Origin of the sequence: Legionella hackeliae (assembly GCF_000953655.1) — a bacterium.
Taxonomy (GTDB): Bacteria; Pseudomonadota; Gammaproteobacteria; order Legionellales; family Legionellaceae; genus Tatlockia; species Tatlockia hackeliae.
This window is the reverse complement of sequence record NZ_LN681225.1, coordinates 3,049,334-3,075,633: the sequence shown is the minus strand read 5'-3', so window position 1 is coordinate 3,075,633 and position 26,300 is coordinate 3,049,334. Positions and strand designations below refer to the sequence as shown.

The following is a 26,300-nucleotide window of genomic DNA, read 5'->3' as shown; positions in this document are numbered from 1 at the left end:
TTTTTAAATGAAATTTAACCGCAAGGCCCGCATTGACGGGTTTTGCTTTTTAAAGGGTGCTAACGATGAATTTACATGAATACCAGGCAAAGCAATTGTTTGCCAGCTACGGTTTGCCAGTTCCAAATGGTCAGGTTGCTTATAGTGTAGAAGATGCACTGCAAGTGGCAGCCCAATTAGCTACTCCGCGATGGGTTGTTAAAGCACAAGTCCATGCGGGGGGGCGCGGTAAGGCTGGTGGCGTGAAATTAGTTTCTACTAAAGAGGAACTGGCCTCTGTTACCAAATCACTGTTAGGAACACGCCTGGTTACTTACCAAACTGATGCAAAAGGACAACCCGTTAATGCGGTTCTAGTTGAAGAAACTTGTGATATCGCACGAGAATTGTATTTAGGGGCTGTTGTTGATAGAGCTTCACGTCGTGTAGTTATTATGGCGTCTACAGAAGGTGGTGTAGAAATTGAAAAAGTCGCACATGAAACGCCTGAGAAAATTTTCAAGGTTATTGTCGATCCACTCGTCGGTGTTATGCCTTTTCAGTGTCGCGATGTAGGCTTTAAGTTAGGACTAACGGATGAACAAATTAAACAATTCACTCAGTTGATGATGGCTTTAGGCAAGATGTTTGTAGAATGTGATTTAAGTCTTCTGGAAATTAATCCATTGGTTGTCACCAAATCTGAACGTTTGCTGTGCCTGGATGGCAAAATCAATGTGGATGGTAATGCGCTTTATCGCCAACCTAAATTGAAAGCTATGCGTGATGCGACTCAAGAAGATGAGCGTGAAAATAGAGCAACGGACTGGGAGCTAAATTATATTCCTCTGGATGGCACAATTGGTTGTATGGTTAATGGCGCCGGTTTGGCGATGGCAACAATGGATGTGATTAAACTACACGGTGGTGAACCCGCAAACTTCCTGGATGTTGGCGGTGGTGCTACTAAAGAACGTGTGAGTGAGGCATTCAAAATAATTCTGTCCGATAAAAATGTGAAAGGAATTTTAGTCAATATCTTTGGTGGTATTGTGCGTTGCGATTTAATTGCTGATGGTATTATTGCAGCAGTGAAGGAAGTCGATGTAAAAGTTCCTGTAGTTGTGCGTCTCGAAGGCAATAATGCTCAATTAGGCGCCGATATTTTAAATAAAAGTGATTTGAATGTAATCGCGGCAAACAGCTTGACTGATGCAGCGAAGAAAATTGTGGCGGCAGTTGCCTAATTATCATTAGAACGCTTTCATCACAAGGATGAAAGCTTCTGAACTTCATTTTCGAGGCTAGCAATGAGCGTATTAGTAAATAAACAAACAAAAGTAATTTGCCAAGGTTTTACTGGCAAGCAAGGTACCTTCCATTCTGAGCAAGCAATTGCTTATGGCACATGTATGGTAGGCGGGGTTACTCCAGGAAAAGGTGGTCAAAAACATTTAGGCCTTCCAGTATTTAATACTGTGCGGGATGCTGTGCAAGAAACAGGTGCTGATGCGTCTGTTATCTATGTACCAGCACCATTTTGCAAAGATTCAATTCTTGAAGCAGCCGATGCTGGTATTAAGTTAATTGTTTGCATCACTGAAGGTGTACCTGTTCTTGATATGCTTCAAGTAAAAGTTTATTTGGAGAATAACACAGAGGCTCGCCTCATTGGTCCTAACTGTCCTGGAATCATTACCCCTGGGGAATGTAAAATCGGTATTATGCCAGGCTCCATACACCTGCCTGGTAAAGTGGGTATTGTTTCTCGTTCTGGTACTTTAACTTATGAAGCCGTTAAGCAAACTACGGATAAAGGTTTTGGTCAAAGTACCTGTATAGGAATTGGTGGAGATCCTATCCCTGGTACCAATTTTATTGATGCTCTGGCTCTTTTTGAAAAGGATCCACAAACAGAGGCCATTATTATGGTCGGTGAGATTGGTGGTTCTGCAGAAGAAGAAGCTGCTGAATTTATTAAGTCCAATGTGAGGAAGCCTGTGGTTTCTTATATCGCTGGGGTTACTGCCCCTGCCGGTAAGCGTATGGGGCATGCTGGAGCAATTATCTCTGGAGGTAAGGGAACTGCTGCAGAGAAATTTGCCGCACTTGAAGCTGCTGGGGTTAAGACTGTACGTTCACCCGCTGATTTAGGTGATGCTATTGCCGAAGTTACCGGCTGGTAATAAGCAATCAGTCATAGTGTTATTTCTGCGATGATACTATGACTGAGCACTCCTATTTGTTTTTGAATTTTCTCTTCATAAGCTCATCAAATCGTTCCTTTTGTACGTCTGTTAATTCTGCCCGGCGTAGGGCCATCATGTCATCAACACTTCCTTGAATGCAATCTGGTGTTAGTCTATCGGTTATAAGTAAGCCCTTTAAGTGATCAATTTCATGTTGCAAAACCCGAGCATAAAATCCTGATTCAGTAGTTTTATGTTCTACTCCATTTTCATCGTAATAATGTAGATGTATTTTTTTATACCTGGGTACTTTTCCTGCTTTACTGGCAACGGAATAGCAAGCTTCAAAGTCGTCAACAAATCCTTCAGCCTCTATGCCCTGATAAGAAGGATTAATTAAGATGTGCATAGCATAGGGGATTACGTTGTTCCTCAAGAGTGCGGCATCTTCGGGAATATAAATGGCAACAATTTGTTGATGATGATTGACTTGGGGTGCTGCAAGGCCAACACCACCAAGTTGAAATAATTTTTCTTTCATCATTTGTATTAACGCTAAATTATCTGCTGACAACGGGAAAGTAACTGTCTCGGCAGGTGTTTTTAGCATGGGTATAAATTGTGATTGTTCAATAGTAACAATTTCAAGGGCATGAATAGTTAAGCTCATTATCAATCCTACAAAAAATAAAATTAACTTAGGCATGAGATAAACAAATGGTCTCTCTTAAACGGTAATTATGCTACAAAAAGTCTGGTTTGGTTAACTAATTAAAAGCGGGGATAGGATTAGGAGGCTGGTGTTCATCATGATTAGGAATTATGGGCTGCGGTAAGACATAGCCGCGATCAATGTTGTTTGAGGTGCCTGTGCCAAAAAGACCAAAACGATTTGCTGACGAGTTAGTTGCAGAAGAAATAGATATAAGTGAATTTTGCTCAACAGTATTTTCAAGATTCTTAAGAAGCGTTTTATATTTTGGAGTATAAAGATTCAGCGCTGAGAGTAAAGAGATAATACATTGTTTAATCCAGGCAAAACTGAATGTATTATAATGACGGTGTTTTTGCATGGTCGCAATAAATGAGGGTTTTTCGACTTCAGCTTTAATATCAGCCAAACGTCTTTCTATAGGTGCTTTACTGCTAGCAATTTTGATTAATGGATCAATCAAGTCTGTTTTCAACTGTAGAGTTTCTGCAGTTTCGTAGAACAAAGTTCTCTTCTTGCCATCAGAATTTCTAATAAGCTCAGCTGAGCCTATCTCTCTATTTGCCTTACCTAGATAGGCTTTAAATTGCTCGAGCGCACTTACCACCGCTTCAAATTGGATATATTTAGAGTAATTAAGACGTTCAAACTCTTCAACCTGCGCTTCTAATAAACGTTTAATTTCAGCATTAATATCTTGAGCAAGTTTTGCTTCCTCGATGATTTGAAGTTCTTTCGTGGATAGAAAATTACCCAGTGCAGTATTGTATTCTTCTCGCAAATGATAAAGGCTATATCGTGATGTTAGCCGGTTAAATTCACGTGCAAATGCTCTTTTCGTGTAGTTTTCTCGGATGACTTCATTCTGGTTATGTTGCTCATCTTTACAGTTTTCAAGATAAGCAATTCTTCCTTGCAGCGTTGCAATTTCAAACTGAATTGAATTATCTTCACCTTCATAATGGTGTAGCAAAGTCTTGGCCATACCAACAATATTTTTGAATGCATCAGCCTCTTTCCTGGTAGAGGTGGCTATTTCTTTAAGCCGCCTGCTCTCTATAGAAAAATCTTCTAACTCAATCTCTAGTGCATTATCGTCTGTAGGTTGAAACTTATCTGAGGTAAATTTAATAAATCCTTCGCCATCGACTTCCGGCTGCTTTGGAGACTCTCCAATGCTGGGAGGTATAGGAACATGGTGTTGTAAAAAATCTTCAATGCCCTGGAATTGGGGCTCTACTGGTTGAGATACCCAACCTAACTTATGTCGCTCCGCAAGAAGAATAGGTTGTAATGCTTTATAAAGTTTAATTAAGCGTGCTTTATTAATTTCATTTGCAAGTATGGAGGGAGGGAGGCCGGAGTTAAAGTTAAGATAGAGCTTTACCTCTTGGGTAAAGGCTCTAACCAAAGCATATTTGTTAGCTAAAGATATTTTTTCCGGAGTAAATTTATCATCAGTTAAAGCGTCGATGTCAATCGTTAATGCTGGATCATTTTTGAGAGGTAACATCTTGGCGGTTGCAGCTTTTAGCCGATCTTTAGCTGCTTCAACTCGATGAGTAAGTGGGGCTAATGTGCATAATAACGATAAATGTTCTTGAGAGTCGAGGTTAAGTGGCTCAATCAATCCTTGATGGAATTCATCAAGAACAGCTTTCATTGGTTTTGCCAGTAAGCCTGGTTCTAATCCTAACCTGTCTTCCCATTCGTCAGTTTCTTTTAAGATACGGACGAATAGATCGTTATTCAGTTCTTCTAAATGATCCATCGCGGCTTCATAAGAAAGCTGTGTAAACTGCTCAAGCTTGGCCTTTAGTTCTTTATAAAGGCGATACATGGTAGGGGTTTGAAGGAGTAAGTTAAAATAGGAGTTCGAATTTTCAATAATGCCTTCAATATTGAGTGCTGCCAGCTTAGTTCGCTCATTGACTTGCTTTTTGGTTTCATCCGATAAGTCCTGATTATATAATGCAGCATTAATATGTTCAGGGATAAGCATAAAACTACGTAGTGAATACCAAAGGCCACTGTATTTCACAATTTTATTTTGATATCTAGGCTCGGTTAGCTTAACTTCTTCACTTCCGACAACGTAGGTGTCCTTTTGCTTCATAAAAGCATTGTAAATAACAATGGCTTGGTCTTTTAATTCAGCTCCAATCAACGCAAAATGAGGATCATTGGCTAAGGCTTTGGCATGATCGAGGATGTCATCAATATGACCTTTAGCTTGAATCAGATGGTAAACATAGAGAGATTGACTACCTTTTTGGTCTAAGCTTTCAAGCTCTCTACAGATTTTCTCGATGTGAAACAAAGCATTAAAAATACGTTTAATGCCAAGAGCCTGTTGAGCCTCAAAGTGAACAAGCTCTGCATTTTCCACCTCTGGAAAGGGGAGCCCCTCTGCTGCTGGTTTTAATTTACCTCGGAGTGTTTTATTAAAAACATGGGTTAATTTAAATAATGACTCACGATAGGAGGCGATGGCTTTAGAATACTCAGTATGTTTGAGTACAAAATTTGCTCGTGCACTTATATTGGTATCAGGATGCAATTCTTGAGCGCAAACTTTGTTCTCATATTTTTGTACAGTGAGTTGCGTATAAAGGTTCGCTCGCTCTTTTGCTGTGGCAAGCATACATTCAAAGTGCGCCAATATTGGTGTCACGTTCTCATCAGTAAAACAATCAATAACAGTGGTTGGTTTTAATCCATCTTTTAGCAAAAATTTGTCAGATAATAATTCAATAATGGCTTTGTCTTGTTCCCTGGCTTTTTTAGCTATGGGTAGATTTTCAACTAAATAAGGCTGAAATAGACTATACCATCGACGTAACTGTGCTTTTACTTTAGGTTTATCGACTTCTTTATTCGGATTTTGATGGACATCACTCAGGAAAGTTAAAAAATTTATTAACGCCGTTTGGGTTTCTTTAAGCTGCAGAAATTTTCTTTCGTAGTAATGCGCTAATGCTTCTGTTTGTTCTAATGTCAGTGCTTCGGAATTGATTATCCATACATTATCGGGATCTCGACTAAATGTCAGATGCTGCTGGTCTATTGAGGCGGGATTAATTCCTAAAATTTTTGCTTCATTAAAACTGGTTAATTCCGATTTTTTCTTATAAGGATAAATATCAACATTGTCGTAATTTTCAACAGAATAAATGATATCGTTATTTAATTCGATATGAAGGGTATTAGTAGCCAACTCCTTCGTCAATGCAGTTTGCAGTTTAGCTTTTAGAGGAAGCAAACTTGCAACGGCCACAGCTTCCGCCTCGCCTGTAAATAAGCGCACCGGTCTTGTCAGTTTGCGGGTATAGACTTTGTTGTCTAATAAATCTCTAATGATTAGGTTGGATAATTCAGGATCAATCGCTTTAACATAGGGTAGGAGGAATTTATAATGTAACTTCAAAATCTCCTTCTGTTCTCTAGGAAGATTTAATAACGAGTAGCTTTTATATTGATGGTTTTCAATAACAGCAAAAAAATTGTTGAATGCAGCTTGGGCTGAGTCTAATTTTTTTACATTCGAGCGACAGGTTGCTATCCGTTGTCGAGTTTTCTCAAGGCGCAAATTAACAAAATGGGTATCTTCAATAGTTTGCAACTCCTCCCCTTCTGCGGCGAAATCAACAACTTTTGCTGCATAACCACACATTAATTGGTAAAAAGGTTTAATGTGAGTCATTAACGGTCGAGAAAGAGTTCCTGGGCTTAACAAGGTTTCGTCTTCCAAGCGATCTGCGAGACTAAACAACTCAGGTAGCAATTCATATTTTAATCGTCTCATATTGTGACGAATGATATCTTGGGATGATTTATTGGCATAACCTATTTGCTCAAGACTGCTCGTAGATAGGTTAATGATTTCGCGAATAATGCGAATGTAGTTTAAAGCCTTAAATGAAATAAACAGGTCGTCGCTTTGCAGATTTTCAATGGAATTTAGTAGCTTAAATGCTTGTTCCTGCAATTCATCTAATTTGGCTTTATCTATTGTCGGTTGGTACGTGGTAATCTGTGGTCCATAACGGTGCAAATAAGCTGTTAACTGTTGGATATATCCAGGTAAAACTGCCCCAAAATGAGCAAGGAAATCGTAATCATAATTTCCATCATTGTTGGGCTTCATTTGTGCTATTGCGATACCACCAGTCAGACCAGCTTTATAACCTATCGGATAATTCTTTACGGCAGAAGTAAATTCAATGGCTCCATCTTTATAAGAATCAGCAAAGGCTTTTACTGGGGCTAGAAGCTGTAAGGCACGTTGAATTTCGCTTTTAAAAATCTCATTAAAATCGATGTCGAGATGGGTTAATAAATAACTTGCCTTATACCCATGTTCAATCGTCTTATAGTAGAGCTTTTTAGCATCTTGAATTTTTTTATTACCGTCCCTGAAGTTTACCGACTGTAGATCTTCAAATGCTAATTGGGCGTGATAGAGTGCATTAATAAGTTGTTTTAGCTGGACAATTTGCCTGGGTTCAGCATCAAAATTGGTGAATGGTTCGCCTTCTGTATTAGGCTTAAGAAAAAAAGGTCTTGCTTGTATGCTAAGAAAGTGGCTTTGGAGAGTCGTGGTGATTTTTCCTCTTAACTCTTTTAGAAACGAGGCGATGTCTTGCTCTTTAAAATTATCAAGCAGTTTGAGATATCGTTCTTTATTGAAGAGCCTGAAATACCGTTCTAGCATTCTGTTTCTTAAATACGCATATTTGCGTACTAATAGTAAAGGATTATTATTAAGAAAACATTAAGATTGCAAAAATTTTCTTCACTTTTTATCTTTTCAATTTTTGTATACCATCTAGCATCAAGCTTATCATATTACGGATTTAAGAATGAGTAATTGGAAAACATTAGCAGATATTCGCCGCGAATACGGTGAGTTAACTTTATCAGAAGAAACAATATTGGAGTCGCCAATCGCGCAATTTAAACAATGGTTTGAAGAGGTTTTGCCTGTGGAAAAAAGCGATCCAACTGCGATGGTATTGTCAACTGTCGATGACAAGGGTTTTCCAGATTCAAGAGTCGTTTTATTAAAGGGATTAGAGGATGAAGCATTCATTTTTTATACAAATTATCAAAGCAATAAGTCATTGCAACTAAGCCAAACACCCTATGCTGCTTTAAATTTTTATTGGCCCCAAATGGCACGTCAAGTTCGTGTTCGAGGTTGGATAAAAAAGACCACCAAGCGGCAATCCGATCTTTATTTTGCCTCAAGACCATTAACCAGCCAGCTAAGTGCGGTTGTCTCTGCCCAAAGTCAACCAATTAGCGATAGAAAAGCACTTGAAGATGCTTTAAACAAGTTAATTGCAGAACATGGTCAAGAGCCGATTCTTCGACCTGTGAATTGGGGTGGGTACATGGTAATTCCTGAAGAAATCGAGTTTTGGCAAGGGCGAAATAATCGTTTACACGATAGAATTTTTTGCCACAAAAAACGAGGAAAATGGGTTTACTATCGTTTGGCACCATAAATGCATAATCAAGATTAGGCATTATTTATAAGTTGTTATTTTGTCAAGAAAGAGTAAAAAAAGTACACCATAAAGGATGCATTAGTTAAGAGGCGTAGAATGGGATGAAGTGAAGTGTGGATCATGTTTAGGGATACACTTCAAATTTTAGGGAAAATTTAATAGCGACATGATTTGCAAAGACGCTAAAGAGAGGGTACCAATATGAAAGAGACAAATGCGTTGTTACCACACATAAAATTGCGTTTTGACATCGAACATCCAAACCTGGAAGAATGTTATGCTTATGGTTATGAATGCGCTTTAGCTGAGGTGGGTGAGGAGGCTAATCCTTACCATCAAGGCAGCGCTGAAAATGAGCAATGGTCTGAAGGGTGGTGGGCAGGTTTTTATGGTGAAAAACCACTGTTTGAGCTTGCTGAAGAATTGTTAGAGCCAGAAGTTAATGAAAAGGATGCTGCCAACGATTATACCTATAACGCTATAAGCAGTTTGGTGAGCGCTAGTTTCCTTTCCAAGGTGCTAAAAATTACCGGTGCCATTGCCGCAACTGCTGTGGTAGGTTATCAGGTTCTTGATCTGGTTGCTTAGTTTATTCATCAAGTGGCTAATCAGTAACTCTGAATTACCTGTAACTTCCTAGAGCCCTGATTTATACAGGGTCTAGGATTAAATTCGATAACTGCAATATTAGCTTTTAAATCAGCAAACACTAAAATTATTTAAACAATTTTAAAACCATACTTCTCATTCTCGCGAGTTCTGCAGGATTAAATTCTTTATAAATCGGACTTCCAATGTTTAAACAGACCGTTACGTCATCTCCAATGCCTTTTAATAAATCCACCCCTGACAAGCGCAGCAAATGGATATCGTTAGAAATTTCTTTGGCCCATTGATCCAAATAGTTTTCATTCGTAAAAACAGGCAAGAAGAATTGATCATTGTCGACTAGGTAGAGAACTTCAGGCTGCTCAGGGTTAGATTTCTTGTCGATGGGAACAATAAAATTTGCTTTAATAAACTCAAGATAGGCTTTATTGGCCTGAACGTTTCCCCCTGATGTATCTAATGCATTCTTAATTGCTTCTTCAAGCTCATTCATTCACGTTACCCTGCTAAAAAAGGAAATAGTATACCTTATTATGAATTGTTAATGTCTTAAGAAAACTAAGTTTTGTATTTGATAGCGGTTTTAGTTAAATTTAGCATGCTCCAGCATGAAGTTCCAGATAGAGCAATGTGTTGAAATAATTGTCGGTAACAGTATAATGTAGGATTAATTTTGCTAATTTAATGACCAACCTACTGTTTTAATGCAACTTATTTTAGTTCGAGTCTTTCTAGGATGGAAACGGTAACAGAGTGAATTTATGAATATGATAGCAATGTCTCAGAGTGAAAAAGCGGGTCGTATTAATCGATTAGGTTTTGCCTGGATTGTGTGGGGATTAGCGGCAGCCTTCTATTTTTCAGACTACATGGCGCGAGTGGCTCCAGGCGTTATGCACCGAAGCTTACAAATCGATTTTGGTATTAATGAAGCAGGATTTGGTATTTTAACCGCTTCATTTTATTTCCCTTATATTCTCATGCAAATTCCAGTCGGTCTTACTGTCGATCGAATGAGTATTCGTGCAATATTAACCGTTATGTCTCTAATCACTGCCTTAGGCTGCGGCGTTTTTGGTCTGGCCGATGGCTTGGTAATGGCCTCTGTTGGTCGTATGTTAATCGGTTTTAGTGCTGCTTTTGCGTTTGTAAGTTCACTACGCCTGGCAACATCCTGGTTTCCACCCGCCATGTTGGGTTTATTAGCAGGTTTGACTCAAGCTCTGGGAATGTTGGGGGCTGCAGCAGGAGAAGCACCAGTTTCATTCTTGGTGGCGAATGTAGGTTGGCGTCATAGTATGCTTATCATCGCCTTTTTATTTATTGCTTTGGCAGGTCTTTTGTATCAATTTGTTCAAGATAAACCCGGTACCAAACGTCATGAAATCAAAAAATCTGAAGCAAGAATTAGCATCTTAAGTAGTTTGCGTATCATTTTAACTCACCGCCAAATTTGGATTAATGCACTTTATGCGGGGTTTTTATTTGGCCCAACGGCAGTGATTGGTGAAGCTATTGGCCCTGCTTATTTGCAGTATGGTCGTGGTTTAACTGCGCATACGGCAGCTTTTGCTACAGGGTTGATTTTTATTGGTTGGGGGATTAGCGGTCCTTTATCTGGCTGGTTATCCGATAAAATGGGACGAAGAAAGCCATTAATGATTTTGTCAGCACTCTGCGGAGTTATACTGACATCATTATTCGTATTTTATCCTAATCTTGATAAGACAATGGCATATATTATCTTTTTTGTCTTCGGTGTTACTAACACTGGTGTGGCAATCGCATATGCGGTCTCAACAGAAATTTGTGAGAGTAATGTGGTAGGAACTTGTATTGCTTTTACTAATATGATTTCAATCTTTGTTGGGGCATTAATGCAACCTTTAGTGGGTCGGTTGGTTGATTTAGCTTCAGGCGCTCGGGCGTACAATCTTGAGACGCTATTACTCTCTGATTTCCAGGCTGGATTAAAAATTCTGCCACTTTGTTCATTAGTCGCCTTAATCTTGGCGTTTATGGTTAAGGAAACTTATTGCACACCCATTCGAAAGATATAATAACTAACTGTAACTATGATTTTTTTTTTTAATATCTTGGCTAGTTAGTGAATCTCGTGTTTTAATTAGGGCGGTGCCTCTCGTCTGTGATGATATTCATTTATAGAGGCTGACATTAACACGGAGATAATATGAAAAAATTCATAGGATTAGTGGTTATTTTAGCCGTTCTAGTCCTCGGTTCTTATTATGGTATGGGCTATCTTACTGAGCAAAAAGTGAGAGAAAGCCTCAATTTTGTGAATCGATCCAATGGGCTTGCTGCTAATATTGTGGAATATGATCGCGGTTGGTTTACTTCCAAAGCCAATTTCGACTGGCGCGTCCATGTTCCTGAGCAAACCATCCAAAATAATGGCCAAACTCAGACAATTCCTGCAAAAGATTATACAGTGCAGATGCCTGTTACCATTTATCATGGTCCAATAATCTTCTCCGATCAGGGTGTGAAATTTGGTCTTGGCTATGCTCATACTGATCTAGACATGCCCAAAGAATATGTTGAACAATTTAACAGCTTGTTTACTAATCAATCAACGAAGCCCAATATTGTTATCGACTTCTTTGTAAACTATCTTGGAAATAGCAGCATTGACATGTCTGTTCCTGCTTTCAAGTTATTCGCAAAAGATGGTACAGCAACTTTTGAATGGTTTGGTATGTCAACAACCACTAGTGTATCGTCTGACTTAGATAAAGTGGGTGGCAACATTACCATTGAAGGATTGGCATTTAAGAAAGATCAAGTCAATACGAAAATGTCTTCTATCACCAGCGAATATAATCTTCATAGAACCGATAAGGGATTATTTTTAGGTGATGCAAGTTTATCTTTCCCCTCGTTTGTTGTGATGGATAGTGATAAGAAATTGTTTGAATTAGGACAATTTGATATTCACTCTGATTCTGATATAGAGGATGGTCTATTCAGTTCACACGTTAAAACCTCCGTGGAAAAAATCGTTGCGAATGATAAGACTTATGGACCTGGAAATTTGGAAGTAGCTATTCGCAATCTTGATGCTGATGCCTTGGCCAGATTAAACGAACAAGCCCAACAAGTACAGCAAGGAACTGACGCGGAACGTCAGCGTGCTATGTTGGCTATGTTACCAGAACTGCCAAAGTTATTTAGCAAAGGTGCTGAATTTGAAATTACTGAAATGAATTTTGTAATGCCTCAAGGAACTGTTGAAGGTAGTTTAATGGTTTCTTTACCGAAGGGTGAAATGGGTAATCCATTTGAGTTAATACAGAAGATTCAAGGTAATGGTAAACTAAAAGTTCCAGCTGCAGTGGTTAAGCAATTAGTTACAGAATCTATCAAACAAAAGATGATGTCGCCTCAGCAAAATCAGCAAAATGATCAGCAACAAGGCATTGCTCAACAAATACAACAACCGAGCAATCCAGATGCTACTGCTCAGGCAGCTGCTGGTTCAACCGACGTTTCGCAACAGGCAGTGACTTTAGCTGACAAGCAATTGGCAACTTTAGTACAAAATGGAGTCTTGACTCAGCAAGGAACTGACTACGTCATTGAGGTGAGTTTAAATCAGGGTCAACTAACAATTAATGGTAAGCCATATCGCCCTGAAATGATGAAATTTTAACAAATGCAATGGAAAATTATCGCTTGAGCCTGTCCCATCAGGCTCAAGGGTTTAATCCTGATTTTAAACTAAATTTACTATTTCTATACTTGTCAGGAATAAACCGATTCGGTAATATGCTCGTTTTTAAAGGAGGAGTTAAAAAGAATGACAACAATCAGTAATGAAGCTGGGGATGCAACAATGTCACTGGCAGAGAGTGTCACTCAATCAGTGCAGAAATATTTCGCCGAGCTCAAGGGAACTGATCCTGTTGATCTGTACCAATTTGTTCTTGAAGAGATTGAAACACCCTTGTTCCGTGCAGTTATGGAACATTGCAAATACAATCAATCACGTGCGGCAATAATGCTTGGCATAAGTCGCGGAACATTAAGAACAAAACTACGTCGCTATTTCGATGACAAATATGTTGGTACACGCGATTAACTTTCGCTTTTTGTGGGAAAAGGGAAGAATAATGTCTTCCCTTTTTTATTCAATTGGACCGTTGTAAAAAAAGTACCGCTAGACGGGGCACCACTGGTATAAGTTATTCACAAAATAATATCATTCTGCAAACATAGAGCTCACAGATTCCTCTACATTGACGCGTTTTATTGCTTGCGCCAACATGTCAGCAAGACTTACTACTCTAATTTTTTTACAACGCTTTGCATCTTCTGAGAGTGGAATTGTATCGGTAACAACCACCTCATCCAGCGATGAATTGGTGATGTTATTGACGGCAGGTCCTGATAAAACGGGATGAGTAATATAGGCTCTGACACTGGTTGCTCCATTTTGTTTTAACTGATAGGCAGCAGAACAGAGGGTTCCGGCAGTATCAACAATATCGTCAATAATAATACAATGTCTACCGGCCGGCTCACCAATGATATGCATTACTTCGGATTTGTTGGGTCCACTGCGTCGTTTGTCAATAATGGATAAATCTGCATCGTTCAGCAGTTTTGCCATTGCTCTGGCACGAACAACACCACCCACATCTGGAGAAACAACCATAAGGTTGCAAAGATTTTGTTGTTTAATATCTTCCAACAAAATAGGTGTTGAGTATACGTTATCCACAGGCATATAGAAAAATCCCTGGATCTGATCCGCGTGCAAATCAACAGTAAGGACGCGGCAAATACCAACGGAAGCCATCATATCTGCAACAACTTTGGCTGTAATGGGGACGCGTGCGGAACGCACTCTTCTATCTTGACGAGCATAGCCAAAATAGGGAACAACAGCAGTAATTCTTCCTGCTGACGACCGTCTTAATGCATCGGCCATAATCATCAGCTCCATAAGATTATTATTGGCTGGAGCGCAGGTAGACTGGATAATGAAAACATCACGACCGCGGACATTTTCAAGTATTTCAACCATGGTTTCACCATCGCTAAAAGTACCTACGGATGCTTGTCCAATAGGGATTTGCAGATGGGAAGCTATTTTAAGAGCCAGCTCTGGGTTAGCATTACCGGTAAAGATCATCATTGTCGACATGTGCAAAAAACCTTTGATTGAGTTTAATCAGGTAACTTAAACACATAGCAGAAGACAGCCAGAAAGATATAGTTATTATTTGAGCGATCCGGTGAACGCATCCTTCCCGGGTATCTTCTGCCGTCTGTTTACTTGAATCAACAAGATTGTGGCTGGGGTGCTAGGATTCGAACCTAGGTATGCAGGGATCAAAACCCTGTGCCTTACCGCTTGGCGACACCCCAATAAGTTGTAGATTCTTCTATTAATCATCCATGAACGTGCATTGCTGCGAACGTGCGTATTGTGCAAACTATTTAAGGTCTTGTCAAACAATTTTTTCTTTGGATTTATTGAATTGTTGGATTCACAATCCTTAAAGAAATGTCGAAATTAAAAATTAAGATTCCAGGCTCAATTTCAGTCTGGAATCTTAAGAATAAGTTTAGATCTTCCAACGTTTTATAACAAGTTTTATAAAGATCCCATTACCTTGTAACCGAATAACACTAGGAAGAACGGTTTTTCCGACAACAGTGTATTGGCCATAATCAATGATATATCCACCTTGCTTTAAAACAAGTAAGTGGTTAGCCGCATCACGTTTAGCGGATTGTACATGTCCAGGAGCGGGTAAGCCTCTAACCCAATAAAAAAGGTTATTTACTGGCAAGCGGACACCGGTTTGTTGTTTTAATAATTCCTCTGCATTTGAAGAGGACGCTGTTTTAGGGCCATCACGTAAAGTAACAAGCCCACCTTTTTTATTAATTAATACAGTTCCACTGCCTAAAGGACCAAACAGGCGGATTTGATATTGACTTAAACCGCGTTGAAGCCAATTCACAGAAGCATTCCAGCCTTTACTCTTGCTGCGAGCAGCCATGGCGCCCGAAATTTCCCAGGAAGTGATTGCACTTGCAGAAGAAGTTGCAGCTAATTTTGCTGTTTCTGCAGTTGAGGCATTCGCTTCTACTGTAGTTTTTGTTTGTTCTAAATTACCGTCGGTTTGCTCAAATTTTGCCATTTTGTTGTTTGCTGGCATTGATGTATCTACCCCGGCAGTTGTTGTATCGGATGGTGTCGCTTGCGCTTTAGCCACAGGAGCGGTATAAGAAGAGGTTGCGTCCACTGTAGTTGGGCGAGGTGTACATGCAACAGTTAACAGAACAGAGCCCAATAACGTTAATTTAATAGCATTCATTGCATCTCCTAAATTCCGTTTTCCATGAGTGTCAGATCTTATAATAGCCTGCAAGTTAGAAATTTTCCTTGTGAAATGATAAGAAGCGCTCTTAAGCAATAGTTTTTCAGAGCACAATACGATAGACTGCCAAAAGTTGCAATTGATGGGTAGTATTATGAAACATAAGGCAATCTATCCGGGAACCTTTGATCCAGTAACAAATGGGCACATTGATATTATTACGAGAGCCTCAAAAATATTTCCGGAGCTGGTCGTTGCTGTAGCCAGCAATAGTGCTAAACGCCCTTATTTTCCTCTGGAAACACGCATTGCTCTAATTGAAGAGGCCTTAGGTGATTTGCCTGGCGTTTCAGTCATTGGGTTTGACTGTTTATTAATTGATTTTGTACATCAGCAAAAGGCCGGTATTATTTTACGGGGTTTGCGTGCTGTTAATGATTTTGAATATGAATTTCAATTGGCAGGGATGAATCGAAAACTTTCACAAGATATTGAAACGTTATTTTTAACCCCTTCCGAACATGTTTTATTTATTTCCTCCACATTAGTGCGAGAAATTGCTCAACTGGGCGGGGATGTGTCGCAGTTTGTACCTTCTTCTGTTGAGCGAGCTTTTAGTCAAAAGCGAACATAATTTATGAAAATAATGAAGTTTTTACTGGTGTTCCTTATAGTAGCGAATACAGTAAATGCTGCAGATTATGCCTCAACCCCTTCAGCTTATGCGGTTGCCAGTGCTCACCCACTAGCAACGAATGCAGGACTGGAAATACTTGCGGCTGGGGGTAATGCATTTGATGCTGCTATTGCTGTTGCAGCGACTTTAGCTGTAGTAGCACCTTACCACTCGGGATTAGGGGGTGGTGGATTTTGGCTGTTGCACCAAGCAAAAAATAAAAAAAATATTTTTATTGATAGTCGTGAGACGGCACCTTTGGCAGCGCATGAGAATATGTTTTTAGATGCGGATGGCAACCCCATCGCTGGATTATCTCTTAATGGGGGATTGGCTGCCGCTATTCCTGGAGAACCTGCGGCGTTAGTCTATATTGCCAAGCATTATGGTCGTCTTCCGTTATCAATTTCATTAGCGCCTGCTATTCATCTTGCAGAGGAAGGGTTTATTGTTGACTATCAATTTACCTATTTTTCAACAATGGCCGATCGTCTACAAATACTGCGCCGCTTTCCCAATACAGCTGCGATTTATTTGAATAAAGGTCAACCCTATAAGCCAGGAGAGCGCTTGAAGCAGCCTGATTTGGCTAATACCTTAAAATTACTGGCAGAAAAAGGTCATGACGGTTTTTATAAAGGAAGAGTAGCCGAACAGCTGGTTAAATCAGTGCGCGCGGCGGGAGGAATTTGGTCGTTAGATGATCTTGCTAAATACCAAATCAAGATTCGTGAACCTTTACAAAGTGCTTATCATAATATGTTAATTATTACAGCACCGCCACCTTCTGCAGGCGGAGTAGCTTTAATAACCATGTTAAATATTCTGGCAGATTATCCTTTACAAACATTTTCGAAAGCACAGTGGGTCCATTATTTAACAGAGGCAATGCGGCTTTCGTATTGGCAGCGGGAACAGGCGTTGGCCGATCCAGATTTTATCACAGTACCATTGGATAGACTTTTATCCGCTGATAATGCCAAGCAATTACGCACATTAATTTTTAAAGATAAAGCGACACCAAGTGATCAATTCCAAGGCAAGAATGATTCGCAGGAGAAAATGAATACCACCCATATTTCAATATTAGATCGTGAGGGTAATCGTGTTGCGGCTACACTGACAGTTAATTTTATATTCGGGTCGAGTGTTGTTGGCGGTGGAACAGGAGTATTGCTCAATGATGAAATGGATGATTTTTCTGTTAAACCCGGCGTTAAAAATGTTTTTGGTATCGTAGGTAGTCAAAAAAATAGCATTGCTCCTGGGAAACGACCGGTGTCAAGCATGACTCCTACTTTCCTTGAGATGCCTGGCCGTATTGCTATTGTTGGGACTCCAGGTGGTAGCCGCATCCCGACCATGGTCTTACTCGCTTCTTTAGTATTTTATGACTATCAGGGTGCCATATCCATGGTTTCGGCCATGCGTTTCCATCACCAGTATTTACCGGATTGGTTGCAATTTGAGCCAGAAACATTTTCCCCGCAATTACAGCTGGAATTAAAAAATATGGGATACCATTTAATGGCTTTAAAGGAATATTATGGAGACATGCAAGCAATTACTTGGGATAAAGCAACCAATATTGTTACTGCAGCCTCGGATCCGAGGCACATAGGTTTGGCGGCTGTAATTGCAACAGCTCCGAGTGGCTATGGATTAGAGCATTAATTATCTTTCTCCCCAACCAGCTCTTTCATAATTTTGTGGACACGATTGACTAGTTCGTCTTTATTTTCAGTCGTGTATTTTGAAGCATCAATGGGTTGGCCAATGTGCACTTCAGCGGTTTGGTTAATGTTTATTTGCGTGGTTCTGGCAGGTAAAATGTTATAAGCGCCACGAATTCCAATCGGGATAATTGTTGCATTCGCCTCAATAGCAGTGATAAAAGCCCCTTTTTTGAAAGCGGCAAGCTTCCCTGTTTTGGAGCGTGTACCTTCAGGCGCTATCCACATCACGATACCGCTTTCTAATAATTTTTGAACTGCCTCAAGATCTTTAATGGCCTGGTGTTTGTTCTTACGGTCAATAAATGGAAATTCTGCAGCCATCATGCCTTTGCCCATGATAGGGATTTTTGATAATTCTTTCTTTGCCAACATGCGAATAGAATGATTGGGAAAAGCTTTAAAACTAAGTGGAATATCATACAGGCTGCTGTGATTACACATAATGATTGTGACTTCACCTGGTTTAGGTTCGACATGATGCGGATTAATCACTTTACAGGTTACGCCAACCAAGTTAAGTAAATTATTCGCCCAGTTGAGAATGGTTTTATCCACCCAGGCGCGATTAGTTTTACCAGTAAAACGTTTTATTATCGAGCTTCCACAAGCCTTAGCCGTGTAAAATATTGATAATAAGATTATCCATTGAGTACGAAGTTTGCTGATTTTCATAAGGCGTAATAATTATAGGTTTTGACAGATGATACTTCATGTTTAGAACGTTTCACAGTACAGAATTTACTCGGGATAAGCATTTAACAAGGGCTGACATTGAGGACAGTAAGCTGAACTTCGACTGCCAATAGTAATCACTTGAATTAAATGATTGCATTGATAACAAGGATAATTTTTTCTACCATAAACCTGCAGGCGATTGGTAAAATACCCCGGTTTTCCATCGCTGGCATAAAAATCACGCAAGGTAGTCCCTCCTGCATGAATGGCTTGTTGTAAAACCTGCCTAATAAATAGGACAAGTTTATTAAGCTGCTCTTGAGATAAAAGCCCCGCGGGAGTTTGAGGATGGATTCCGGCTAAAAACAAACTCTCTGTAGCATAAATATTACCCACACCGACTACAATTTCACTACGCATAATCAATGTTTTAATGGCCTGCCGTTTGTTTTTTGCTTTTTGACCTAAATAATTCCCATCAAAATCATTTGAGAGAGGTTCAGGTCCTAAGTGAGTTAGAAGTGGATGATTTTCCGGCTCGAGTGTATATAGCCAAAGACCAAAACGACGCGGGTCGTTATACCGTAATATGCACCCATCGTTTAGTATCATGTCAATGTGATCATGTTTCTCAGGTGCTAATTTGGGTTTAACAAAGCGTAAATGGCCTGACATTCCCAGATGAATAAGAATATATCCTTTACTTAAATGAATTAATAAGTATTTAGCGCGACGAGTAACAGCTAATATTTGCTGGCCACGACAAAGATCATCTAACGGAGGAACCATTAGTCTAAGCTTCGGTTGTCTAACATGAATGGCTGTTATAACTTTATTTACTAAGTCTGGCGTTATACCAAGCCTTGTGGTTTCTACTTCAGGTAATTCGGGCATTACTCTTTATCGTCGTGCTCAATGACTCGTCCTTTCGTGGATTCGTCGATTTTTTTGGGTGAAAATAGCAAGTTTTTAACAAAAAACACAATCCAGAGAACTGCGCCTATAATTAAACCCCATACTAATACGTATGAGAACATGATAAATAAACCTATGACTAATGCGATAGCAATACCGGCAATTAGAAAAGGAATAAGTTGCTGTAGAAGACGTTCGATTTTATCGTTCATGAATATAAGGTCCCTGATGAAAAACGGATATTTATCCTAATCTATTGAAATTATCGTCTACAAGTTCCATAGATGCAATGCGAATTGTGCAATTTGTGGTATCATATGAATAGGACTATAGTGAATATCACATTTTACCTGTAGTGATTTTATTTTTTAGTGGAGTAGACCCTATGATTTATGGCGTTTTGAACCTGTCGTTTTGGGGATATGTATTAGCAACTGTAATTCTTACGCAGATTACTATCGCTGCGGTTACAATTTATCTTCACCGCCATCAAACACATCGGGCGCTAACACTGCACCCTATCGTTAGCCATTTTTTTCGTTTCTGGTTATGGTTAACCACGGGAATGGTAACAGCCCAATGGGTAGCCATTCACCGTAAACATCATGCAACAACGGACATTGAAGGTGACCCGCACAGCCCTAAAGTATTAGGTATAAAGAAGGTATTTTGGCAAGGGGCTGAACTCTATAAAGAAGCTTCCAAAGACAAGGAAATGATTGCCAAGTATTCTCACGGAACGCCAACCGATTGGATTGAGCGCAATGTGTATTCTCGCTTTTCCTCAAAAGGCATTTTACTTATGTTTTTGCTTGATCTGGTTCTTTTTGGTTTGCCTGGGATAACAATCTGGGCTCTTCAAATGATGTGGATCCCATTGCATGCTGCTGGAGTTGTCAACGGTATAGGACATTATTGGGGCTACAGAAATTTCGAATGCCCTGATGCAGCAACGAATATTTTTCCCTGGGGATTTTGGATAGGTGGTGAGGAGTTACATAATAACCATCACACATTTGCTTCTTCTGCTAAATTCTCTATCAAATGGTGGGAATTGGATATTGGTTGGTTATACATTCGATGTTTGTGTTTTCTAAAGCTTGCAAAAGTTAAAAAATTACCGCCCAAATTGGCTAGAGAAGAAGGCAAGCTACACGTTGATCTTGAAACAGTTAAGGCGGTTGTTAGCAATCGTTTTCACGTGATGTCTCAATATTATAAAAGCGTTGTTCGTCCGATTCTTAAGGATGAAAAACGTATGCTCCAAACAGAAGACAAACATCTGTTACAACGAGCGGGTCGCTTATTGCGCTTACAAGATAGTTTATTATCTCCACGTGCCAAAGCACGTCTGCAAGCACTTCTTGCCAGTTGCGAACAACTGCAAATAGTTTACAGTTTTCGCCAGTCCCTACAAAATATTTGGTTAAAGACTGCAAGCTCCCAAAAAGAATTGGTAGACGCGTTACAGCAATGGTGTAAGCAAGCTGAAGAATCAGGCTTGGATGTTTTACGGCAATTTGCTCAACAAATTAAAGGCTACGTGCCTCAGCCTGTAAAAATTTAATTCAAAACGGGGGAGACCCCGTTTTTTTTTAAGAAAATGCATGGATTGCAACTATAGTTTTGTTTTTTTACGATTAATTTGTCATTTGAGTGCTAAAATTAAAATGTTGGCAAGGTTGACATTCATCTGCTTTTGCTTTGAAGTAAGGTATATATCCAATCACATATTTTATGGAGATGTTATTTATGGAAAAAATGACGGCCGTAGTTACTGGTGGAACAGGTGGAATTGGCACAGCCATTTGTCAACGTTTATCTGCAGATTGTCAAGTTATTGCTTGCTATTTCAAAGATGGAAATCATGAAGAAGCCAAACGTTGGCAGGCTGAGCAGCGTGCTGCAGGTTATGAAATCGATATCGTTTATGCCAATATTGCTGATTTTGCTGATTGTGAAAAATTAGCAGCCCTTGTTTTAGAAAAATATGGGCATGTGGATATATTAGTAAATAATGCTGGTATTACTGTGGATACCAGTCTTAAAAAAATGAGTGCACAACAATGGCAACAAGTCATTGATGCCAATTTAACCAGCGTATTTAACATAACTCGTAATATTTTGCCCTCTATGCTTGAAAAAGGTTACGGTCGCATTATTAGCATTTCTTCTATCAATGGGAGAAAAGGACAGTTTGGCCAATGTAACTATGCTGCATCAAAAGCGGCACTCTTCGGATTTGCTAAAAGCTTGGCTCAAGAAGTCGCAAATAAAGGGATCACGGTGAATACCATTTCTCCTGGCTATATTGAAACCCCCATGGTAGCAGCTATGAAAGAAGAAGTTCTAAACAGTATTATTGCTAATATTCCTGTTGGCCGTTTAGGAACCCCACAGGAAGTTGCTGATGCTGTTGCATTTTTGGCTTCTCCTAGATCAGGATTCATTACTGGTGCTAATTTAGACATTAACGGCGGTCAATACATGTAGTCTTTGCAAAATTGTTTTTAATTAAGGATAAGAATGCAAAAAGAAAAGGTTGTGCTCATTACAGGCGGTACTGGGGATATCGGTACTGCTATTGCCAAGCAGTTAAGACCTCTTTATGGACATATTGTTGCCTTAGATATCGTTTCCAAAGAAAAGGCTACGCATTGGCAAGAAGAGCTCACTCAAGGTGATTGTCATAATATTCATTATCGACAGATGGATGTATCTAATTTTAATGAGTGCCAAAAAGTAATCGGCGGCATTATTTCTGAATTCGGGCGTGTTGATGTTTTAATCAATAATGCGGGTATTACTCGAGATGCTGTATTTACCAAGATGACTAAGCAACAATGGGACGAAGTTTTAAGAGTGAATCTGGATAGCATGTTCAATGTTACCCACCAAGTGGCTGAACAAATGCGTGATCAAGAAAGTGGTCGTATTATTAATATATCTTCAGTAAATGCCCAAAAAGGACAATTTTCTCAAACGAATTATGCCGCATCTAAAGCAGGCATTTATGGCTTCACCAAAAGTCTAGCCCAAGAGCTTATGTCAAAAAATATAACCGTTAATAGTATTTCACCTGGTTATGTAAACACTCGCTTGATGAAAGGTATTCGGCCCGATATTTTAGAGTCCATTATCGATTTAATTCCTGCCAAACGCTTGGCTGAGCCCGAAGAAATTGCATGGGTGGTTGAATTTTTGGTCAACGAGAAAAGCCGATACATTACTGGCGCAAATTTAAGTATTAACGGTGGTTTACATATGTATTAGAGTGTTCTTGACATTTCAACCTAAGTCTACGTTCTGCGGCTCGTACGCGAAGGCCATGAATAAACCATGACACGTCGACGTTTAAGGGGCAATTGTCAATAAACCCTAGCCTGACGAATTTGTTTTCGTCTATAAGGATGCATATGTTGAGAGAAATATGGCAAGACTAATAAAGAAATATAAAAATCGTCGATTATATGACACTGAAAAGAGTCAATATATTACTGTAGAAGAATTACAACGCTATGTTGTGCAGAAATTATCTTTTAAAGTTGAGGACTCAACTACAGGTAAAGATATAACTAATGCTACATTGCTACAAATCTTTGTGGAAATGGAAAGTGGGGCTTCTCAATTTTTATCGCCAGAAATATTAAGGCAATTAATCACGTTTGCAAATCACCCAATGAGTCAATCGTTTAAATCAATGTTAGAGCAGATGTTTATAAATATGGAAAAAATGTTGCAAACGAATCCCTATCTGAGTGACTACAAAAAAGCATCCATGTTATGGGAACAGCAAATGCAACAGCTCTTTAAGCAATGGCAGGGATTTTTTGGTAACTAACGAATGCCTGGTTTAATTTTGCTGCACTGCAAAAAAAAATTTCCTAATTGCTTGACAAATCGTTAAGAAAAGTACTATTCTAAAATTGTGCGGTGCAACATAATCGGAGAATACAATGACACAAGCTTATTTTGAAAACTGGAGCGAAATAGCCAAAAAGATGCAAGAACCATTTCAAGCTCTAGCTGAACTTAATGTAAAAACTTTACAAGGTCTTAGCTACCTAAAACCTGATGAAGTGGCTACTACTAAAAAACCTGAAGAATTATTTGAAAAACAAATTCATCTAGCAATTGAAAACGGTCATAAGGCGTTGGACTATTTACAAAAATCATTCCAAATCATGGAAAAAACAATGCTTTCACTCGTACAAGAAGTAAAAAATAAAGCAGAAGTCAAGAAGTAATAGTCCAAATTTTTAAGCTACTACCTTAGGTAGTAGCTTTTTTTAAAAGCCCATCAATCGCTAAGCAAAGTAATCGTCACTACACTTCATCAAGGTCATTGCTAATTTGAACGGTTAAGTCTGGATCAATGGTATTTCCAGGAATTACTCGAGACTCATTAGCCCACTCCCCTAAATCAATCAGTTTACATCGATCGGAGCAAAAGGGTTTAAAGGTGTTTTTCAATTGCCAAGTATTTCGTTTCCCACACGTGGGACAAGAGATTTTTTGCTGGTTCATCATGGTCTTCATCTGGGTTAATTACGTTAGAATTAATGTCTGATTGCAACTAACACGGTCCATGCCAACAATATACCGCAAGAATGCAATATTATTGTTATAGATCGATAAGTGGCATAAGTAAATTGGCAATATGTTAACTGCAAGCCTAAAGAAAAGAAATTACTAATCCGAAGGACTAAGTTTGTTAACCAATTCTGCAATATCTTCCATGTTTGGTTTTGCAAATGGATTGCTCGTATAGAACAGGAAATCCTTTTTGTACATTGCCACAATACGAGCATTGTTTATTCTCAGTCTTATTTACAAGGCACTATCTCTTCTTCGGGTGCGATGTCTTTTTTTAGTAAGGCTTCTGGATTGAACGTGCGTTTATTGTTATCGGCTCCTTGCTCCATTGCAGCCTTATAGGTTTTGAAAACGTATTCACCTGGTGCATCAGTAATGGGTTTGAATGGCAATTTATTGAAATCAGGTGCGTCAATAAGGCGCCCCGATTCTTTCTGTAACCATTCCAACCATTCTGGCCACCAAGATCCTGGCTGATGAGTTGCAGATGCCATCCATTCTTCAGCTGTTTGATCTGTTCTTGTATTACGATAAAAGCCATATTTTTCACTACCAGGTGGGTTAATGATACCCGCTATATGCCCTGAGCCACCTAGCAGAAAGCGTTTTTTGCCCTTCATCAATTGGAAGCCAAGGTAAGTAGTTTGCCAAGGGGCAATATGATCTTTTTGTGTAGACACGAAAAAGGTTGGCACTTTAATTTGGGTAACATCTAATGGCACCTGGTTTAAATGAATCTTGCACGGTTTAACCAAATTATTGTGAAGATACATCCAACGTAAATATTGAGAGTGCATTTTTGCCGGCATATTCGTAGCATCTGCATTCCAATATAAGATATCAAAAGGTACAGGATTCTTACCTTGTAAATAATTTTTAACAAAGAATGACCAAACAAGGTCATTGGCTCGCAACGAATTAAAGGTACTTGCCATAAAGCGGCCATCGAGAAAACCTTTAGCGTGCATTTCCTCTTCAATGCGGCGAATTTGGTGTTCATCAATAAAGACAGAGATATCACCTGGGTCGCTGAAATCAATCATTGAGGCAAGGAAGGTCGCACTGCGAATAGGATGTTCATTCAAGGCATTTAAATAGGCAAGCATGCAGGCGATTAAGGTACCGCCAATGCAAAAGCCAAGCACGTTGACTTGTTCTACTTTGCACTGTTTTTGAATCGTTTTAACTGCGGTCAAAGGACCTTCGTTTAAATAGTCATATAGTCCTTTATCAGCATAGCTGGAGTCCGGATTGACCCAAGAAATAACAAATACAGTAATACCCTGTTGTACTAACCAGCCAATTAAGGAATTATGGGCACTCAGATCCAAAATATAATATTTATTAATCCAGGGCGGTACAATGAGTAAAGGAATCGCATTTACTTTCTCAGTCTGTGGACTGTATTGAATAAGCTCCATCATGTCATTGCGATAAATCACTTTTCCAGGAGTTGTCGCAATGTTTTCGCCAATTTTAAAGGCATCTGTATCGGTCATTTTAATGATTAAACGCGAAGAGCCTGTTTCGAGATCAGTCAGTAAATTCTGTAAACCACGTAACAAATTTTTTCCATGACTTTGAATAGTTTCTGCCATTAACTGTGGATTTGTATGCAGAAAATTTGCTGGTGATAGGGCATCTAAGTATTGCCTTGTAAAAAATTGTACTCTCTTGGCGAGTTGCTTGTCCCCATAATCTAGATGCTCGAAAAGAGAGTTTAAATGTTCACTTGCTAAAAGATAATGCTGACTAAGTAAGTTAAAAAATGGGTTATTGACCCACTCCTCACTATTAAAGCGTTTGTCTTCAATGGGCATAGGTTTGCCTTCAAGCCAGCAATTAAATTGTTCTTGCATTAGACTCATGGCATCTTGCCAATAAGCAATTTGCATCTGCCAAACTTGTTCTGGATTTTTTAAAATTACGGCTAATAGAGCCTGAAAATCTGTAGTAAGATCGATATATTGTTTGATTAGAGTAGGAAATTGCGCGGGTTGTTTTTTCATTCCATCAAGTAATTGAAGACTTTTCATCGCAACTGAGTGCATGAGATCACTAAGTTCTGTATCGTGGGTCATCCGAGCTCCTACAAGTAATTTTAAACTTAATTCATCTTACCTAGCTTAACAAATGCTTCATAAAAGCCAAACTGAATTCTAAGTAAAACAAGATTAATTTATAAGGTTAAATACAAAATATAGCTCTATTTTTTTATTTCTGCTGTCAAATTATTTTTATGCGACTGTACGAATCACTCAAAGAAAAGTTTATACCTAAATTCAAAAGATTGTGGAAAAAATGATAGTAACCCTGGCTTGGATGTGAATTTTTTATCCTGTAT

General features: G+C 39.1%; 24 protein-coding genes and 1 tRNA gene. 14 read left to right on the top strand and 11 right to left on the bottom strand.

The annotated features are described in order from the left end of the window. The first annotated feature begins 65 nt into the window (after nt 1–65). Together sucC and sucD are read left to right on the top strand one after the other, a co-directional pair. A complete protein-coding gene (gene sucC, locus LHA_RS13645; protein ID WP_045107029.1) occupies nt 66–1,226 on the top strand; it encodes an ADP-forming succinate--CoA ligase subunit beta in 1,161 nt (386 codons plus the stop codon). Nucleotides 1,227–1,289: 63 nt separating this feature from the next. Beyond that, nucleotides 1,290–2,165: a succinate--CoA ligase subunit alpha gene (gene sucD / locus LHA_RS13640; protein WP_045107028.1), complete on the top strand. Its 876-nt coding sequence runs from the start codon at nt 1,290–1,292 to the stop codon at nt 2,163–2,165. A gap of 52 nt (nt 2,166–2,217) precedes the next feature. Here sucD and LHA_RS13635 read toward each other — a convergent pair whose 3' ends face one another. Together LHA_RS13635 and LHA_RS13630 are read right to left on the bottom strand one after the other, a co-directional pair. Then, nucleotides 2,218–2,838 (bottom strand): peptide deformylase, encoded by a 621-nt coding sequence (locus LHA_RS13635; RefSeq protein ID WP_102046664.1) that lies wholly within the window; start codon nt 2,836–2,838, stop codon nt 2,218–2,220. A 97-nt stretch (nt 2,839–2,935) separates the two neighbouring features. Continuing rightward, nucleotides 2,936–7,594 (bottom strand): hypothetical protein, encoded by a 4,659-nt coding sequence (locus LHA_RS13630; RefSeq protein WP_045107026.1) that lies wholly within the window; start codon nt 7,592–7,594, stop codon nt 2,936–2,938. 148 nt (nt 7,595–7,742) lie between these two features. Between LHA_RS13630 and pdxH the strand changes: the two genes are divergently transcribed. Next, the gene (gene pdxH / locus LHA_RS13625) at nt 7,743–8,390 is read left to right on the top strand and encodes a pyridoxamine 5'-phosphate oxidase (RefSeq protein ID WP_045107025.1); all 648 of its coding nucleotides are present in this window, start codon (nt 7,743–7,745) and stop codon (nt 8,388–8,390) included. A 204-nt stretch (nt 8,391–8,594) separates the two neighbouring features. Beyond that, the gene (locus LHA_RS13620; RefSeq protein WP_045107024.1) at nt 8,595–8,981 is read left to right on the top strand and encodes a hypothetical protein; all 387 of its coding nucleotides are present in this window, start codon (nt 8,595–8,597) and stop codon (nt 8,979–8,981) included. Nucleotides 8,982–9,108: 127 nt separating this feature from the next. Here the strand turns inward: LHA_RS13620 and LHA_RS13615 are convergent, their stop codons facing one another. Then, nucleotides 9,109–9,495 carry an SseB family protein gene (locus tag LHA_RS13615; protein WP_045107023.1) on the bottom strand — a complete coding sequence of 129 codons (387 nt, stop codon included), beginning with the start codon at nt 9,493–9,495 and terminating at the stop codon, nt 9,109–9,111. Between the two features lie 268 nt (nt 9,496–9,763). Between LHA_RS13615 and LHA_RS13610 the strand changes: the two genes are divergently transcribed. The 3 genes from LHA_RS13610 to LHA_RS13600 all read left to right on the top strand — a co-directional run bounded on the left by LHA_RS13610 (nt 9,764) and on the right by LHA_RS13600 (nt 13,104). Next, complete coding sequence (locus LHA_RS13610) at nt 9,764–11,062, top strand: MFS transporter (protein WP_045107022.1); 1,299 nt, start codon at nt 9,764–9,766, stop codon at nt 11,060–11,062. Nucleotides 11,063–11,193: 131 nt separating this feature from the next. Further along, nucleotides 11,194–12,675: a YdgA family protein gene (locus LHA_RS13605; RefSeq protein ID WP_045107021.1), complete on the top strand. Its 1,482-nt coding sequence runs from the start codon at nt 11,194–11,196 to the stop codon at nt 12,673–12,675. Between the two features lie 147 nt (nt 12,676–12,822). After that, nucleotides 12,823–13,104 carry a helix-turn-helix domain-containing protein gene (locus tag LHA_RS13600; protein ID WP_045107020.1) on the top strand — a complete coding sequence of 94 codons (282 nt, stop codon included), beginning with the start codon at nt 12,823–12,825 and terminating at the stop codon, nt 13,102–13,104. A 120-nt stretch (nt 13,105–13,224) separates the two neighbouring features. Here the strand turns inward: LHA_RS13600 and LHA_RS13595 are convergent, their stop codons facing one another. The 3 genes from LHA_RS13595 to lolB all read right to left on the bottom strand — a co-directional run bounded on the left by LHA_RS13595 (nt 13,225) and on the right by lolB (nt 15,355). Beyond that, nucleotides 13,225–14,172 (bottom strand): ribose-phosphate pyrophosphokinase, encoded by a 948-nt coding sequence (locus LHA_RS13595; protein WP_045107019.1) that lies wholly within the window; start codon nt 14,170–14,172, stop codon nt 13,225–13,227. Between the two features lie 149 nt (nt 14,173–14,321). Then, a tRNA-Gln gene (locus tag LHA_RS13590) sits at nt 14,322–14,396 on the bottom strand. 200 nt (nt 14,397–14,596) lie between these two features. Beyond that, nucleotides 14,597–15,355, bottom strand: a complete 759-nt coding sequence (gene lolB / locus LHA_RS16685; RefSeq protein ID WP_231861934.1) for a lipoprotein insertase outer membrane protein LolB — start codon at nt 15,353–15,355, stop codon at nt 14,597–14,599. A 157-nt stretch (nt 15,356–15,512) separates the two neighbouring features. Between lolB and coaD the strand changes: the two genes are divergently transcribed. Together coaD and ggt are read left to right on the top strand one after the other, a co-directional pair. After that, nucleotides 15,513–15,992, top strand: coding sequence for a pantetheine-phosphate adenylyltransferase (gene coaD / locus LHA_RS13580; RefSeq protein ID WP_045107018.1), 480 nt, complete (start codon nt 15,513–15,515; stop codon nt 15,990–15,992). A gap of 12 nt (nt 15,993–16,004) precedes the next feature. Then, nucleotides 16,005–17,708 (top strand): gamma-glutamyltransferase, encoded by a 1,704-nt coding sequence (gene ggt / locus LHA_RS13575; protein WP_045107017.1) that lies wholly within the window; start codon nt 16,005–16,007, stop codon nt 17,706–17,708. Here the strand turns inward: ggt and LHA_RS13570 are convergent. The 3 genes from LHA_RS13570 to LHA_RS13560 form a co-directional block, all read right to left on the bottom strand. Next, complete coding sequence (locus tag LHA_RS13570; protein WP_045107016.1) at nt 17,705–18,442, bottom strand: lysophospholipid acyltransferase family protein; 738 nt, start codon at nt 18,440–18,442, stop codon at nt 17,705–17,707. The genes ggt and LHA_RS13570 overlap by 4 nt on opposite strands. A gap of 66 nt (nt 18,443–18,508) precedes the next feature. Continuing rightward, complete coding sequence (gene mutM / locus LHA_RS13565; RefSeq protein WP_045107015.1) at nt 18,509–19,339, bottom strand: bifunctional DNA-formamidopyrimidine glycosylase/DNA-(apurinic or apyrimidinic site) lyase; 831 nt, start codon at nt 19,337–19,339, stop codon at nt 18,509–18,511. Next, entirely contained in the window at nt 19,339–19,572 is a 234-nt protein-coding gene (locus LHA_RS13560) for a hypothetical protein (RefSeq protein ID WP_045107014.1), read from the bottom strand. The genes mutM and LHA_RS13560 overlap by 1 nt, the downstream gene beginning before the upstream one ends. A gap of 173 nt (nt 19,573–19,745) precedes the next feature. Between LHA_RS13560 and LHA_RS13555 the strand changes: the two genes are divergently transcribed. The 5 genes from LHA_RS13555 (at nt 19,746) to LHA_RS13535 (ending at nt 23,607) form a co-directional block, all read left to right on the top strand. Further along, nucleotides 19,746–20,927, top strand: coding sequence for a DesA family fatty acid desaturase (locus LHA_RS13555; protein WP_045107013.1), 1,182 nt, complete (start codon nt 19,746–19,748; stop codon nt 20,925–20,927). Nucleotides 20,928–21,112: 185 nt separating this feature from the next. After that, nucleotides 21,113–21,853 carry an acetoacetyl-CoA reductase gene (gene phbB, locus LHA_RS13550; RefSeq protein ID WP_045107012.1) on the top strand — a complete coding sequence of 247 codons (741 nt, stop codon included), beginning with the start codon at nt 21,113–21,115 and terminating at the stop codon, nt 21,851–21,853. Nucleotides 21,854–21,886: 33 nt separating this feature from the next. Then, nucleotides 21,887–22,633: an acetoacetyl-CoA reductase gene (gene phbB / locus LHA_RS13545; protein WP_045107011.1), complete on the top strand. Its 747-nt coding sequence runs from the start codon at nt 21,887–21,889 to the stop codon at nt 22,631–22,633. A gap of 157 nt (nt 22,634–22,790) precedes the next feature. Then, the gene (locus LHA_RS13540) at nt 22,791–23,201 is read left to right on the top strand and encodes a polyhydroxyalkanoate synthesis regulator DNA-binding domain-containing protein (protein ID WP_045107010.1); all 411 of its coding nucleotides are present in this window, start codon (nt 22,791–22,793) and stop codon (nt 23,199–23,201) included. A gap of 115 nt (nt 23,202–23,316) precedes the next feature. Further along, entirely contained in the window at nt 23,317–23,607 is a 291-nt protein-coding gene (locus LHA_RS13535) for a phasin family protein (RefSeq protein ID WP_045107009.1), read from the top strand. 79 nt (nt 23,608–23,686) lie between these two features. Here the strand turns inward: LHA_RS13535 and LHA_RS13530 are convergent, their stop codons facing one another. Together LHA_RS13530 and LHA_RS13525 are read right to left on the bottom strand one after the other, a co-directional pair. Beyond that, a complete protein-coding gene (locus LHA_RS13530; protein WP_045107008.1) occupies nt 23,687–23,890 on the bottom strand; it encodes a DNA gyrase inhibitor YacG in 204 nt (67 codons plus the stop codon). Nucleotides 23,891–24,186: 296 nt separating this feature from the next. Next, nucleotides 24,187–26,037: a PHA/PHB synthase family protein gene (locus LHA_RS13525; protein ID WP_082060362.1), complete on the bottom strand. Its 1,851-nt coding sequence runs from the start codon at nt 26,035–26,037 to the stop codon at nt 24,187–24,189. Nucleotides 26,038–26,300: the final 263 nt, after the last annotated feature.